Annotated in this window: 16 protein-coding genes; 7 read left to right on the top strand and 9 right to left on the bottom strand. The window is 70.4% G+C overall.

All coding sequences use genetic code 11. The features are described 5' to 3' along the window. Positions 1–112: 112 nt before the first annotated feature. Complete coding sequence (locus ACZ6I3_RS19405) at positions 113–565, bottom strand: GNAT family N-acetyltransferase (RefSeq protein ID WP_469415948.1); 453 nt, start codon at positions 563–565, stop codon at positions 113–115. A gap of 60 nt (positions 566–625) precedes the next feature. Then, the gene (locus ACZ6I3_RS19400; RefSeq protein WP_469415947.1) at positions 626–1090 is read right to left on the bottom strand and encodes a MarR family winged helix-turn-helix transcriptional regulator; all 465 of its coding nucleotides are present in this window, start codon (positions 1088–1090) and stop codon (positions 626–628) included. A 142-nt stretch (positions 1091–1232) separates the two neighbouring features. Here ACZ6I3_RS19400 and ACZ6I3_RS19395 point away from each other — a divergent pair, with 142 nt between their 5' ends. Both ACZ6I3_RS19395 and ACZ6I3_RS19390 read left to right on the top strand, forming a co-directional pair. Beyond that, positions 1233–2441 carry an MFS transporter gene (locus ACZ6I3_RS19395; RefSeq protein ID WP_469415946.1) on the top strand — a complete coding sequence of 403 codons (1209 nt, stop codon included), beginning with the start codon at positions 1233–1235 and terminating at the stop codon, positions 2439–2441. Positions 2442–2509: 68 nt separating this feature from the next. Beyond that, a complete protein-coding gene (locus ACZ6I3_RS19390) occupies positions 2510–2932 on the top strand; it encodes a GlcG/HbpS family heme-binding protein (protein ID WP_469415944.1) in 423 nt (140 codons plus the stop codon). A gap of 102 nt (positions 2933–3034) precedes the next feature. On the opposite strand, the gene ACZ6I3_RS19385 is transcribed toward ACZ6I3_RS19390, so the two are convergent. After that, positions 3035–3901, bottom strand: coding sequence for a GNAT family N-acetyltransferase (locus ACZ6I3_RS19385; protein ID WP_469415942.1), 867 nt, complete (start codon positions 3899–3901; stop codon positions 3035–3037). Between the two features lie 553 nt (positions 3902–4454). Here ACZ6I3_RS19385 and ACZ6I3_RS19380 point away from each other — a divergent pair. After that, the gene (locus ACZ6I3_RS19380) at positions 4455–6056 is read left to right on the top strand and encodes a globin domain-containing protein (protein WP_469415941.1); all 1602 of its coding nucleotides are present in this window, start codon (positions 4455–4457) and stop codon (positions 6054–6056) included. Between the two features lie 12 nt (positions 6057–6068). On the opposite strand, the gene ACZ6I3_RS19375 is transcribed toward ACZ6I3_RS19380, so the two are convergent. The 5 genes from ACZ6I3_RS19375 to ACZ6I3_RS19355 form a co-directional block, all read right to left on the bottom strand. Beyond that, positions 6069–6551 (bottom strand): NUDIX domain-containing protein, encoded by a 483-nt coding sequence (locus ACZ6I3_RS19375; RefSeq protein ID WP_189727213.1) that lies wholly within the window; start codon positions 6549–6551, stop codon positions 6069–6071. Between the two features lie 87 nt (positions 6552–6638). Then, positions 6639–7544, bottom strand: a complete 906-nt coding sequence (locus tag ACZ6I3_RS19370) for a LysR family transcriptional regulator (protein ID WP_469415940.1) — start codon at positions 7542–7544, stop codon at positions 6639–6641. Between the two features lie 198 nt (positions 7545–7742). Then, on the bottom strand, positions 7743–8948 hold the full coding sequence (locus tag ACZ6I3_RS19365) for a cystathionine gamma-lyase (protein WP_469415939.1): 1206 nt from the start codon (positions 8946–8948) through the stop codon (positions 7743–7745). Beyond that, positions 8945–9436 (bottom strand): low molecular weight protein-tyrosine-phosphatase, encoded by a 492-nt coding sequence (locus tag ACZ6I3_RS19360; protein ID WP_469415937.1) that lies wholly within the window; start codon positions 9434–9436, stop codon positions 8945–8947. Before ACZ6I3_RS19360 ends, ACZ6I3_RS19365 begins: the two co-directional genes overlap by 4 nt. Positions 9437–9442: 6 nt before the next feature. Continuing rightward, positions 9443–9820, bottom strand: a complete 378-nt coding sequence (locus ACZ6I3_RS19355; RefSeq protein ID WP_184593815.1) for a phage holin family protein — start codon at positions 9818–9820, stop codon at positions 9443–9445. A gap of 60 nt (positions 9821–9880) precedes the next feature. On the opposite strand from ACZ6I3_RS19355, the gene ACZ6I3_RS19350 reads away from it, so the two are divergent. The 4 genes from ACZ6I3_RS19350 (at position 9881) to ACZ6I3_RS19335 (ending at position 12171) form a co-directional block, all read left to right on the top strand. Continuing rightward, the gene (locus tag ACZ6I3_RS19350) at positions 9881–10198 is read left to right on the top strand and encodes a cupin domain-containing protein (RefSeq protein ID WP_184593813.1); all 318 of its coding nucleotides are present in this window, start codon (positions 9881–9883) and stop codon (positions 10196–10198) included. A gap of 156 nt (positions 10199–10354) precedes the next feature. Further along, positions 10355–10567, top strand: coding sequence for a DUF5326 family protein (locus ACZ6I3_RS19345; RefSeq protein ID WP_020271174.1), 213 nt, complete (start codon positions 10355–10357; stop codon positions 10565–10567). Positions 10568–10771: 204 nt separating this feature from the next. Beyond that, on the top strand, positions 10772–11638 hold the full coding sequence (locus tag ACZ6I3_RS19340; RefSeq protein ID WP_469415935.1) for an IclR family transcriptional regulator: 867 nt from the start codon (positions 10772–10774) through the stop codon (positions 11636–11638). A 98-nt stretch (positions 11639–11736) separates the two neighbouring features. Then, positions 11737–12171, top strand: a complete 435-nt coding sequence (locus ACZ6I3_RS19335) for an SsgA family sporulation/cell division regulator (protein WP_193479121.1) — start codon at positions 11737–11739, stop codon at positions 12169–12171. A 103-nt stretch (positions 12172–12274) separates the two neighbouring features. Here ACZ6I3_RS19335 and ACZ6I3_RS19330 read toward each other — a convergent pair whose 3' ends face one another. Continuing rightward, positions 12275–13924, bottom strand: a complete 1650-nt coding sequence (locus tag ACZ6I3_RS19330) for a YibE/F family protein (RefSeq protein ID WP_469415933.1) — start codon at positions 13922–13924, stop codon at positions 12275–12277. Positions 13925–14162: the final 238 nt, after the last annotated feature.

Here is a 14162-nt window from a genome sequence, read left to right as displayed (position 1 = left end):
GACGGGGGGGGGGGGGGGGGGGGGGGGGGGGGGGGGGGGGGGGGGGGGGGGGGGTGGGTGCGGGGGGGGCTTTTCTCCCCCCCCCACACCCCCCCCCCCCCTCGCACGCCGGTCACAGCGGGAGCTTGAAGCCCGTGTGGGAGGCCGTGAAGCCGAGCCGCTCGTAGAAGCGGTGGGCGTCGGTGCGCGATGTGTCGGAGGTCAGCTGGACCAACTGGCAGCCCGAGTCCCGGGATTCGCCGATCGCCCACTCGATGAGGTGTGTTCCCAAGCCGCTGCCGCGCTCATCGGCGTGGATGCGTACGCCTTCGATGAGCGACCTGGTCGCACCGCGTCGGGACAGTCCGGGAATGATCGTGAGCTGGAGCGTGCCGACGACCCGGCCTTCCCGGACCGCCACGATCAGACGCTGGTTCGGGTCGGCGCTGAGCCGCTCCAGCGCGGTCAGGTACGGGGTGAGATCGTCCGGCGACTCGCGCTGTGCGCCCAGGGGGTCGTCCGCGAGCATGGCGACGATCGCCGGGACGTCGTCGGTGACGGCGGCACGTATCTCAGGATTTCCCATGGACGCACCCTACGCAGAGATGGACGCACCCTACGCGGAGCAGGCCGGCGCGGAAGCGGCCTAGGCGGGCACCGGAGCCTTCAGCGTCTCGACCACGCGAACCAGCGGGGCCAGCTCGGGGTTCTTCGCCGCCTCGTCCAGCGCCTCACGCAGGGCGGCGTCATTGGTCGGCCGCGCGGCTTCCAGCAACCCGAGGCCCGCCTCGGTGACGTTCGTGTAGATGCCCCGTCGGTCGGTGGGGCACAGATAGCGCTCCAGGAGTCCGCGGTCCTCAAGGCGGGTGACCAGACGGGTGGTGGCGCTCTGGCTGAGCACGACCGCGTCGGCGACCTGCTTCATCTGCAGATGGCCTCCGTCCCCGTCGTGCTGCCTGCTGAGCACGTCCAGCAGGGAGTACTCGCGCGCGCTCAGGTCGTGCTTGGCCTGCAGGGCGCGCTCGATGTGGCCCTCGATCCTCCCGTGCAGCAGGGAAAGGGCGCACCAGCCCTGGGCGAGCGCGGTGAGCGCGGGGTCCGTCGCTGTCATTGGCGTTTCCTCCGTCCCGGAGCGGCTGACACCCAGGATAGAGCAGCGTCGCAATTGACGGCGCTTGCTCATAGCCCGCGTGTGCAACTATTGTGGACGCACGCAAAGCGCTCCTGCAATCTTCTGGGAAGGTAACCCCTCCATGCCTCTCGCGCTTCTGGCCCTCGCGATCGGGGCCTTCGGGATCGGAACGACGGAATTCGTGATCATGGGCTTGCTGCCCCAGGTCGCGGGCGACTACGGGGTCTCCATCCCCACCGCCGGGTACCTGGTGACCGGCTACGCCCTCGGTGTCATGTTCGGCGCCCCGCTGATGACCGTTCTCGGCACCAAGGTCTCCCGCAAGCGGATGCTGATGGTGCTGATGGGCCTGTTCATCGTCGGCAACCTGCTCTCGGCCCTCGCCCCTGCCTTCGCCGTCATGCTGATCGGCCGGATCGTGGCCTCGCTGGCCCATGGCGCCTTCTTCGGTATCGGCGCGGTCGTCGCGGCCGAACTGGTCGCCCCGGACAAGAAGGCCGGAGCCATCTCGATGATGTTCACCGGGCTGACCGTCGCCAACGTCGTCGGCGTCCCGCTGGGCACGCTCGTCGGACAGTCCGTCGGCTGGCGCGTGACCTTCGCCGTCGTCGCCGCCCTCGGTGTCATCGGGCTGGCCGGCATCGCCCGGCTCGTTCCCGACATGCCCAAGCCGGAGGGCGTGCAGCTGAAGCACGAACTGGCCGCCTTCAAGAACGTGCAGGTGCTGCTCGCGATGGCGATGACCGTCCTCGGCTTCGGTGGTGTCTTCGCGGCCATCACCTACATCGCGCCGATGATGACCCACGTCACCGGCTTCGCCGACGGCTCCGTCACCTGGCTGCTGGTCCTCTTCGGCCTCGGCATGGTCGGCGGCAACCTCGTCGGCGGCAAGTTCGCCGACCGCGCCCTGATGCCCATGCTGTATGTCTCCCTCGGTGCCCTGGCCGTCGTCCTCGCGCTGTTCACCCTCACCGCGCACGACAAGCTGCTGTCGGCCGTCACGATCGCGCTGATCGGCGCCCTGGGCTTCGCGACCGTCCCGCCGCTCCAGAAGCGGGTCCTGGACCAGGCGCACGGCGCGCCGACCCTGGCGTCCGCCGTGAACATCGGCGCCTTCAACCTCGGCAACGCCCTCTCCGCGTGGCTCGGCGGCCTCGTGATCGCGGCGGGCCTCGGCTACACCGCCCCCAACTGGGTCGGCGCCGCCCTGGCCGCGGGCGCCCTGCTCCTGGCCTTCCTCTCGGCGGCTCTGGAGCGCCGTGCCGGTGCCCCCAGCACCGTCATCACCGGAGCCGCGCCGGCCGAGCGGCGGACCGCCGTCCACCAGTGAGCGACCGGGCCGACTCCGTCCCGGAGCCAGACCAGAACCCACACGCAAGTCCTCAGGAGAACCCCCTCATGACCACCACCACAGCTGTCGCCCCGCTGACCACCCAGGACGCCGACGCCCTCGTCACCGCTGCCCGTCGTGCCGCCGAGGCCGCAGGTGTGACCGTCAGCGTCACCATCCTGGACGCAGGCGGCCATCTGCTCGCCTTCCGGCGCGACGACCGAGCCGTGCTGATCTCCGGTGAGACCAGCACCCGCAAGGCCTATACGGCTCTCCAGCTGAACGCGCCCACCGCCGACCTCGTCGACGCCGTGCAGCCCGGAGGCCCCTTCCACACGCTGCCGACCGCGCTCGACCGGCCGCTGCTGTTCATCGCGGGCGGCGTGCCGGTGCACCGTGACGGTCGTCTGATCGGCGCGATCGGCGTCGGCGGTGGCGCCCCGGAGCAGGACCACGCCTTCGCCACGAGCGCCGTGGAGACCCTCGCCTGACCCGGCCCCGCAACGCGACGACGCCGGCTCCCCCATCCCCGGGGAGCCGGCGTCGTCGTGTCCGGGGGCCTTCAGCCCTTCAGCCCGCGTATCCGGGGCTCCTCAGCCCGCCGCGACCGTGACCGGCGCGAACCGGCGGGTCCAGTCTCCGGGCAGCTCGGTGATCCCGTACGCCATCACCGAGTTGAAGGCGATGGACGCCAGGCCGCGCTCCTTCGCCCACGCGAGGAGCTCTTCGTGCCGCACGTCGATATCGGTGCGCAGGCGGCGGTCGGTGTGGGCCGCGAGTGAGGCGATGAGCGCCTGCGCGACCGCCGTGTCGCGGGCGATGAGCGGGCCGACGACGTGGGTGTCCATGTTGGGCCAGGCGGCCGTGTACCCGATGATCCGCCCGCCTTCCTCGGCCACGCGCAACTGGTCGGCGAAGGCGGGAAGTCGCGTGACGATGTGCGTGCGGTCGGCCCCGAACACCTGCTCGTCGAGCCGGAGGATGGCGGCGAGGTCCTCGGCGGTCGCGGCACGGGTGGCGACCTCGGGCTCCGGTCCGCCGGGGGTGAAGTGCCCGGACACCATCTCCACCCGCCCGGTGACCTTGAAGCCCAGTTCCTCGTAGAGGGGGCGGCCGTTCGGGGTCGCGTGCAGGGTGAGGGGAGTGGGGCCCATCGCTGCGACGACATGGCGCATCAGCCGGCGTCCCACGCCCTGTCGCGCATGCCGTTCGGCGACCAGGACCATGCCGATCGCCGCGAGGGCGGGGTGCTCGTGCGGTCCGTACTCGGTGACGACGCAGGCGCTGGCGAGACCGCCGTCGGGGTCATCGATGCCGTAGCCCTTTCCGGCTGTGAGGAGGAAGCCCCACTTGTGCTCCTCCCGCGCCCACCCCCGGTCCTGAGACAAGTCGGCGCAGGCGGTGAGATCGCGGAGCGTCAGACGGCGGATGGGCAGGGAGGCAAGGGAAGGAGTCGGCACGCAGGTCAGGCTGTCCGACAGGGGCCCCTGACGTCCACCGCTTTCCCCGGACCCATACGAGCTTTTGGCCAGTTGTAGCCGTCTGCACAGAGAGCGGTCAGACGCCGGACGTTTCACGTGAAACACGGTCGTGGCGTCCAGTAGTTGGCGGTGCTGATGTTTCGCGCGGTGCCCTCATTCGTGACGAGGGAAGGGGGGACTTGTGTGCACGGCGGTGGCCGGTAGGGTCGACTCCGGTTCGCATTCGGGGCGGGTGACCCGTTCCGTGCGGGCCGAGCGCAGGGCAATGCAGCCTAATGGGACGGAGAGATCGAAGACCCGCGTTTTCGGTTACGCGACCGGGCCGTCCAGACGAGTGGGAAGCTCGGGTGAGGGCACTGCGGGCAATGTCACACTCTTGCCTACTTGTCCGTACGGAGCCGAAATACGGGTTGAATGTGGCCGCATTGGCCACGACATGGATGGGAACGCAGACCGTCCACGGGGGAAAGCAGGCACCTTCCGACAGGGAAGTGCGCAGACCGACCGAAAGATGCTCGAGGCGAGGCACACCATGGACGCTCCGACCACCACGTCGGCCGACAACGGCACTTCCGGCGGCGGAGGCGGCTGGTTCACGCCCCGCAAGAAGCCGACGACGACGCCGGACGGCGAATCCGGTACGCCGGAGGCGCGTCGCCCGGCCGCGATACGCCCCGTGGGCAGGCCGACGGCCGGTCCGGAGACTCCCGCCGACGGCACGGCGGTGCCGCCCGCTTCGACGACCGGCGGTGCGAGCGCCGGTGGGCCGGCGCAGCGGCATGAGCCCTCGGAAGCGATGTCCACGCCCGCCCCCATGGCGGCCCAGCACGCCTCTTCTCCCGCGGCCGCAGGCGTCGCAGCGGCCTCGTCAGCAGGCCCCGCGCCCACGACGCTCACACCGGCGCCCTTCGCCTCCACCGCTCCCCCCGCGACCGGCCCCGACGAGCTGCGGGTCCCCGTCCAGCGGCCCGCCCCCGTGTCGGACGCGGGCCAAGCCGCCTCCGCCCCGGCCGGGGAAGCGTCCCCGGACGCCATCCTCATCCGCCGCGCGATGGCCGAGGCCGCACCCGTGGCCGAGAAGGTCACGTCGTACTTCTACGCCCTGCTCTTCGTCCGCTATCCGGACCTTCGGCCGCTGTTCCCGGCCGCGATGGACACCCAGCGGGACCGGCTGCTCAAGGCGCTGCTCACGGCCGCCGAGCACATCGACAACACCGAGGTTCTCGTCGACTATCTGCAGAACCTCGGCCGGGGCCACCGGAAGTACGGAACGCGGGCCGAGCACTACCCGGCCGTCGGCGAATGCCTCATCGGCGCGCTGAGCAAGTACGCCGCCGGGGTCTGGAACGAGGAGATGGAAGCGGCCTGGGTCCGGGCGTACACCACCATCTCGCAGGTGATGATCGACGCGGCGGCCAAGGACGAACTGCGTGCCCCGGCCTGGTGGTACGCCGAGGTCGTCACGCACGATCTCAGAACTCCGGACGTCGCGGTCATCACCGTCCGGCCCGACCAGCCGTACCCCTTCCTCGCCGGGCAGTACACGAGCGTGGAGACGCCCTGGTGGCCCCGGATCTGGCGGCACTACTCCTTCGCCGCGGCGCCCCGCTCCGACGGCCTGCTGTCGTTCCACGTGAAGGCTGTCCCGGCGGGCTGGGTCTCCAACGCCCTGGTGCACCGTGCCCGCCCCGGTGACATCATCCGGCTCGGCCCGCCCGCCGGCGCCATGACCATCGACCACACCACCGAGAGCGGTCTGCTCTGCGTGGGCGGTGGCACGGGCATCGCACCCATCAAGGCACTCGTCGAAGACGTCGCCGAACACGGGGACCGCCGGTCGGTCGAGGTCTTCTACGGGGCCCGCACCGATCACGACCTGTACGACATCGACACCATGCTCCGCCTCCAGCAGAGCCATCCCTGGCTCGCGGTCCGCGCGATCATCGACCAGCAGGCGCACCAGCAGCTGCCGGACGCGATCCGCGCCTACGGGCCCTGGGACGAGTTCGACGCGTATCTCTCCGGCCCGCCCGGGATGATCCGCAGCGGTGTCGACGCCCTCAGGGACGTCGGCATCCCGTCGGACCGCATACGGCACGACTCCGTGGAGGAACTGGTCGCGGCCGGGCCTTGACCGCTGCCCGTGTCAGCCCAGGTCGGGGGAGTGCATGGCCCGCACGCCCTCGATGTTGCCGTCCAGGTAGTGCCGCAGCGCCAGTGGCACCAGATGGACGGAGGCGATCCCGACGCGGGTGAAAGGCACGCGCACGATCTCGTACTCGCCGACGGGTTCGTCCACCTCGGGGCCGTGGCGGAGGGACGGGTCCATGGACTCCAGGTGGCAGACGAAGAAGTGCTGCACCTTCACACCGGTCGCGCCGCCGTCCTCCCCGATGTGCTCCACGGTGTCCACGAAACAGGGCACCACGTCGGTGATCTTGGCGCCGAGTTCCTCGTACACCTCTCGGTGCAGGGCGTCGACGACGGTCGAGTCATCGGGCTCGACCCCGCCGCCGGGAGTCAGCCAGTAGGGATCCATGCCCGGCTTGGTGCGCTTGATCAAGATCAGGTCGTCACCGTCCAGCAGAACGGCACGGGCGGTGCGCTTGACCACGGGTCGGACGGTCATGTGTGAAATGTGGCCCGGCTGGTTCCACGTGAAACATCGCGAACCGTCACGGGCCGAGCCCTCAGAGTGAGACACGGCCCCGGCGCCTCAGCACCAGTCGGCCGAGGCGCGCTGCAACCACTCGTGAGCACGCGCTATATGGGGCATCGCGAGCGTCCCGGTGCGGACCACCAGGAAGTAGGTCCGCAGCGGCGGCACCGCCGGCTCGTGCAGGGCGACGACGTCACCCCGCTCCAGCGCGGCCGCGCACAGATAGCGCGGAAGCACCGCCAGGCCCGCCCCCGCGACCGCACACGCCAGGACCGCGCGCAGGTCGGGAACGATGACCGTGCCGGGGGCGGCCGGGCGCGAGTCGAAGACCGAGGCCCAGTAACGGGAGACGAAGGGCAGGGACTCGTGCACCTCCACCACGGGCACCTGCTCCAGGGACGGTTCCGGCTTGCGGTCCGGCTGCCCGGCGCCGAGCTGTGCGGCCCAGCGCGGGGCGGCGACCAGGACGTGCTCCTCGTCGCAGAGCGCAGTCGCCGTGAGCAGGGCGCCCCTCGGCTGGGCCGTGCTGATGGCCAGATCGTGATGCCCGGCGGACAGCCCTTCCAGCGTTTCCTCGGCATTCCCGAAGGAGGCGCGCAGGGCGAAGCCCTGACCGTCCTCGCCGATCAGCTCCGTGAGCGCGGGCAGGGCCCGCTCGGCGGTGAACTCCGGCGGTCCGGCGAGGTGCAGCGTCCGTAAGGAGGAGTCGTCGTCGAGGCCGGTCTCCGTTATCTCCACCAGGGCGTCGAGATGCGGTGCGGCCTTGTGGGCGAGTTCGTCGCCGATGCTCGTCGGGGTCACGCCGCGGGCCTGCCGCAGGAACAGGGGGCGGCCCAGCTGCCGCTCCAGCGTCCGTATCTGCGAGGTGACGGCGGGCTGGGAGAGGCCGAGCAGGGCGGCGGCGCGGGTGAACGAGCCGGCCCGGTGCACGGTCACGAAGGTCCGCAGCAAGGCCAGATCCACCGCACGCTCTCCCCTCTTCGGCCCCGTTCCTGGCCCTCCGGCCGCGCTCAACTATAAATAAGTCGATAGGTCTCTGTCGCTACTGTGATTGGACACTGACAGAGAGTCAACTAGCCTTGGTCGCGCGGTTCTTGCGCGCGGAACCGGAGGACGGTCCGAGCCACGAGGGGGGAGGCTCGGACCGTCCGTGGGGGATGGTCAGCCCGTCGACGTGTCCAGCGCGCGCAGCACGTCCGCCACCAGGTCCTGCGGATCCTCGGCGCCGACCGACAGGCGGATGAAGCCCTCCGGGACCGCGTCGCCGCCCCAGCGGCCGCGTCGTTCGGCCGTGGACCGTACTCCCCCGAAGCTCGTCGCGTCGTCCACGAGCCGCAGCGCGTCGAGGAAACGGTCGGCCCGCTCGCGCGTGGGCAGGGTGAACGACACCACGCACCCGTAGCGCCGCATCTGCTGAGCCGCGATCTTGTGCGCGGGGTCGTCGGGGAGCCCGGGATAGCGCAGTCCGGTCACCTCAGGACGCTCGCGCAGCGCTTCGGCGACCGCCAGGGCGGTCGTGCTCTGCCGGTCGACCCGCAGCTGCAGCGTCGCGATCGAACGGTGTGCGAGCCAGGCCTCCATGGGTCCGGGAATCGCTCCGACGATCTTGCGCCAGCGCCGTACCGCGGCCATGGCCTCGGCGTCCCGGCCGACGACATAGCCCAGGAGGATGTCGCCGTGCCCCGTGAGCTGCTTGGTGCCGCTGGCCACCGCGAAGTCGGCGCCGAGCTCCAGCGGGCGCTGGCCGAGCGGTGTCGCGAGGGTGTTGTCGACGGCCACCAGGGCACCACGCGCGTGGGCCGCCTCGGCGAGCCGCCTGATGTCGCACACGTCGAGCCCGGGGTTCGACGGCGTCTCGATCCACAGCAGCTTCGCGCCGTCCAGGACTTCTAGCTGGGCGTCGCCGCGGGTCGGCGCGGTGCGCACCTCGATGCCGTAGGTCTCCAGCTGGGCGCGGACCAGGGGCAGTGCCTGATAACCGTCGTCGGGCAGGACGCACACATCGCCGGCCCGCAGCTGGGAGAAGAGCACCGCCGAGGTCGCGGCCATGCCCGATGCGAAGACGAGCGTCTCGGCATCGTCCCGGCCGGGCGCCTCCAGCTCGCCGACGGCGCGCTCCAGCAGTGTCCAGGTCGGGTTCTCGTCACGGCCGTAGGTGTACGGACCGGTCGGGTCGCCCGGCAGATGGAAGTGGGCGGCGAACACCGGTCCGGGCAGCGTGGGCTCGTACTTGACCGCCTCGGGCAGCCCGGCCCGCACCGCCCGCGTGCCGTCACCGGCGTCGGCGGCGACCGGGGCCGCGTCGCTCGACGCCCGGGCCGTCCCGCCCGTCGGTCCGCCCTGGTCACCCGTCGCGGATTCACTCATGCCACTCGTCCCTCCACGTCCGCACGCACTGCGGCAAGCAGCCCGGTGCTCGCCGCCTCCACCATCTCAAGGCACTCCTCGAAACCGTCCGCGCCCCCGTAGTAGGGGTCCGGTACGTCGAGGTCGTCGCCGGCGGCGGGGTCGTACGAGCGGAGCAGTCGCACCTTCCGCGCGTCCTCTTCCGTGGGCGCGAGGCGGCGCAGGGCGCTCAGGTGGCCGGAGTCGAGGGCGATGACCAGGTCGAGGCGGGAGAACCACGACGGCTGGAACTGCCGGGCCGTGTGGCCGGTGTCGTAGCCGTTCTCCTCCAGGACGGCCACCGTGCGCGGGTCGGCGCCGTCGCCCTCGTGCCAGCCGCCCGTGCCGGCGCTGTCGACCTCGACCAGGCCGTCGAGTCCGGCCTCCGCCACGCGGGCCCGGAAGATGACCTCGGCCATCGGGGAACGGCAGATGTTGCCCGTGCAGACGAAGCAGACTCGGTATGTCATACGCGCTCAGTCCCCGTCGGGAAGGACGACGTTCAGGGCCCAGGAGACGACAGAGATGATCAGGCCGCCCAGGACGGCCGTCCAGAATCCGTCCACCTGGAAGCTCAGGTCGAACTGGTCGGCGAGCCACGAGGTGAGCAGCAGCATCAGCGCGTTGACGACCAGGGTGAACAGGCCGAGCGTCAATATCAGCAGCGGGAGGCTGAGCAGCTTGACGAGCGGCTTGACCAGGAAGTTCACCAGGCCGAAGATCAGCGCGACGATTATCAGGGTGCCGATCTTCTTGCCCGTGCTGTCACCGGTCAGGGTGATCTTGTCGAGCAGCCATACGGCGACCGCCAGGGCACCGGCGTTGGCGATCGTCTTGACTACGAAATTCATCATGTGTCTGATCGTGGCAGACCTGATCGGGCACGGGCACTAGAGGCAGGGGCGGACTCGGCGATGAAGGCATTCCGGCTGGACGAACTGGAGGCGGAGCGCGCCGCCAACGAGGGCGCCTACCTGCAGTTTCTGCGGGCGCAGAACATGTCGGTCGGTCTGTACGCCCTGGACGCGGGCGAACAGGATCCACAGAAGCCGCACAATCAGGACGAGGTCTACTTCGTTGTGAGCGGCCGTGCCGCGATCACCGTCGGCCTGGAGACGACCCAGGTGGCACGTGGCAGCGTGGTCTACGTGCCGGCGGGCGTCGCCCACAAGTTCCACCACATCACCGAGGACCTCAGGGTGCTGGTGGTGTTCTCTCCGCCCGAGAGCTGACGGAACGCCTCGGGGTTCCCTAGGGGTTCGGTCAGGGGAGGACAAGGGGTGCGAAGCCCCCGCCCGCCCCCCTCCGGGACCTAGCATCGAGTGCAGAACATCAGGAGACCGACAGGACCCGGCACTCGAACGGGTGGAGAGACAAGGACGAGGGCGATGCGAGAGATCTTCACGGGACTGCCGTGGTGGGTGAAGTGGATCGCGGTGCCGGTCATCGCCCTGGTCGTGTTCGGCGGGCTGATCGCCAGTGTGGTCGGGTTCGTCATCGGCCTGCTCTTCAAGGTGCTGGTCTTCGTGGCGCTGGTCGGCGGACTGATCTACGTCGTACGGAAGTTCACGTCGAGCTCCTCGTCGCGCAGCGACTGGTGAGACCGGTGGGAAACCGGTGGGGGTAGCGGGAAACGCTGGGAATCACCCGTTCCCTCGGGCGGGGGAAGTTTCCCGGCCGGGCCGTCTGCGTGCGGTGGCAGGCGAATAGAGTCCGGCTCGACGCGGGGACATCCCCGCGAGCGGCATACACCCCCACCCGTGTCCCTCCGCACGGGTCGGCCCCTCGCGCTTCGGGAGTGACCCTTGGCCCCGGCTGACACCGCACCGGCCCACCTGCGCGGCGTTCCCGCGCAACCGCGCTCGGCGGCACCCTCCGCATCACCGCCTCCCACCACACCGCCACCCCCCGCCGTACCCCCGCCTCCGGCGACCCTCATCGGATCCGTACAGCGCGCCATGCGCCTGCTGGAAACCGTCGCCGGGCACGTCTACGGCGCCCCCGCCAAGCAACTGGCCCGCGAGACCGGGCTGGCGCTGCCCACGACCTACCACCTGCTGCGCACCCTCGTACACGAGGGCTATCTGCGCCGGGACAAGGGCCTGTTCTTCCTCGGCGAGGCCGCCGAGCGGCTGAGCAGCAGCGGGGCGCGGCAGAAACGTCGCAGCACGGTGGTCGACACGCTCGCGCAGTGGCGAGACCTGCTCGGCGTACCCGTCTACTACGCGGCGTACCGCGAGGGCGAGATCGAGGTCATGTGCGTCTCCCAGACCCCGGGCACCCCGGCGGTCGAGGAGTGGGCCGACTTCCGGGAGACCGGGCACGCGCACGCCATCGGGCAGTGCCTGCTGTCCCAACTGGACGGGGAGGCCCGCCGCGACCACCTCGACCGCTACCCGGTGCAGCCCCTCACGCCGTACACCGTGCGGGACGACCACAGCCTGCTCCGGCGTCTGGAGCGGATGCGGCGGATGGAACCCGTGACCGAGCGTCAGGAGTACGCCCTGGGCGCGGTCTGCGCGGCGATCCCGCTCACGCTGGGCACGACGGCCGCGACGATGGCCATCTCCCTGCCCGCCCACCAGGAGGACCGGCTGCTGCCCGCGGCCCGGCAGTTGCAGAGCGAGATCGGGCGGCGACTCGGGTCGCTGGCGCTCTCTATCAGTATGTGAAAACTCACTCCTTGTGATCTGCTGTGTACGTTCAGCAAGATTCCATCAAGTGTCAGAGGTTCGTTCCCGGCCAGTCACGGCGAATGACGGGGTTAGCGATGCGCGAGTCCGTACAAGCAGAGGTCATGATGAGCTTCCTCGTGTCCGAGGAGCTCTCCTTCCGCATTCCGGTGGAGCTGCGCTATGAGACCGGTGATCCCTATGCCGTCCGGCTGACGTTCCACCTGCCCGGTGACGCCCCGGTGACGTGGGCTTTCGGCCGGGAGTTGCTGATCGACGGCGTCGGCCGGCCGTGCGGCGAGGGCGATGTGCGGGTCACCCCCGTCGAACCGGACACGCTGGGCGAGGTGCTGATCCGCCTTCAGGTGGGCAGCGACCAGGCGTTGTTCCGGTCCTCCACGGCACCGCTCGTCGCCTTCCTCGACCGCACCGACAAGCTGGTGCCGCTGGGCCAGGAAGGCTCGCTCGCCGACTTCGACGCCCACCTCGACGAGGCACTGGACCGCATCCTGGCGGAACAGGGCGCCGGGTGAGACACCCCTCGGGCGGCACGGTGGAGTAACGCTTCACCGGATGCCGCCGGGCCGTGCGGGAACGCTTCGGCGTTGTGGCGCTGGGACGTCTGGCTCAGAGACGTCAGCGCTTACGCCGCCGACCCCTCCCCCCACGTGCCGGGGCCGGGACCGCCGAGGCTTCCACGGCGTGCTCCTCCCCGGTGCGGTCGGCCGAGACCACGAGCGCGGCCAGAACGGTGGTGACCGGCACCGAGGCGACCAGGCCGATCGAACCGACCAGCGTGCGCACGATCTCCTCCGCGACCAGCTCGCTGTTGGCGACCGTCCCCACACCGCTCTGCGCGATGGAGAACAGCAGCAGCAGCGGCAGGGCGGCACCCGCGTAGGCGAGGACGAGCGTGTTGACGACCGAGGCGATGTGGTCGCGGCCGATCCGGATGCCCGCGCGGTAGAGCCCGCGCCAGCCCATCGAGGGATTGGCCTCGTGCAGCTCCCAGACCGCCGAGGTCTGTGTGACCGTCACGTCGTCCAGAACACCGAGCGAACCGATGATGACGCCGGCGAGCAGCAGACCGCTCATGTCGATCGTCGGGTAGAGGCCGTGGATCAGACCGGTGTTGTCGTCGGTATTGCCGGTGAGCGCGGCCCAGTCGATGAACACCGAGCCGAGGAGACCGATCAGCAGCAGGGAGATGAGCGTGCCGAGCACCGCCACGGAGGTCCGTGCCGACAGTCCGTGACACATGTACAGGGCGATGAGCATGATGGCGCTCGCGCCCACCACCGCCACGATCAGCGGGTTCGATCCCTGCAGGATCGCGGGCAGGATGAAGAAGGTCAGCACCAGGAAGCTGATGGCCAGTGCGATGAGGGCCATGACCCCCCGCAGCCGCCCGACGACCACGACGGCGACCGCGAAGATGCCGGCCAGCAGGGCCAAGGGCAGACGGCGGTTGACGTCGGTGACCGAGTACTGCAGGTCCTTCGGCGCGGAGGGCTCGTAGGCGACCACGACCTTCTGGCCCTCGTGCAGCTGGCGGGACTGGTCCGGCTGGATGATCTCGGTGAAGGTGCGGCCCTTGTCCTTGCCGCTGTCGACCCGGATCGTCGCCCGCTTGCAGGTGCCCTTCTCCTGCTGCTCCGCGGAGGAGCCCTCGGCGGTGGAGGTGTCGCCGGTCGGCGGGACTCCCGAGGCGCCGGCCTCCTTGCAGCTGATCTCCACGACCTTGGTGACCGAGGCTTGTTCGGTCTGCCGGTCGAAGCCGACGCCGGTGCGCTCGTGCGAGGGGGCGCCGCCCGGCCACAGCACGACGAGACCGACCAGCACGGCCGCACCGAACGGGATCAGGATCGCCGCGATGATCTTGCGCAGATGCATGGAGACGGGCGTGGCCGGACCGTGGCTGTGACTGTGCGAGTGCCCGTGTCCGCCACCCGGCGCGGGACCGGGGCCATGCCCGTGGCCGTCGCCTCCGCCGCTTCCGGAACCGCGCCCGTGCCCGCCTCCCGACCCCGGACCCTGCCCGTCGCCGGGACCGGCTCCCTGCCCACCGGCTGAGCCTCCCCCCTGGCCGTTGCCCGGCCCGTATCCCCCGGCAGAGCCTGAACCACGCTCACCACCGGCCTCGGCGCCCGGCCCGTAACCTGCCCCGGGCCCATACCCGGCCCCGGGGGCGAAACCGTGGCCGTCTCCCCGGCCGTTGCCGTTTCCGGCGCCGGATCCGCGAGGCGGCTCGGGCGGTGGGTAAGGGGGACGCTGCGTCGTGGTCACCGACCGATCATCGCAAGAACGAGGGGGGCCCTCTGTTCACCGCGCCAGAATTGCCGCTAGCGTGGAGGCACCTTTTGTACACGCGGGAGCTCGGAGCACCGGGCTGAGAGGGCGCTGACCTCCGTCCCAGCGATGTTTCACATGAAACATCACCGAAGTCGAGTGATGTTTCACACGGAACGTCGGCAGACGGAAACCGCTGCGTCGACCGCCGAACCTGTTACCGGGTAATGCCGGC

It is taken from the genome of Streptomyces sp. NPDC041940 (genome assembly GCF_055589465.1).
Note: the sequence above shows the minus strand (reverse complement) of the source record. Positions and strands in the feature narration are given on the sequence as shown.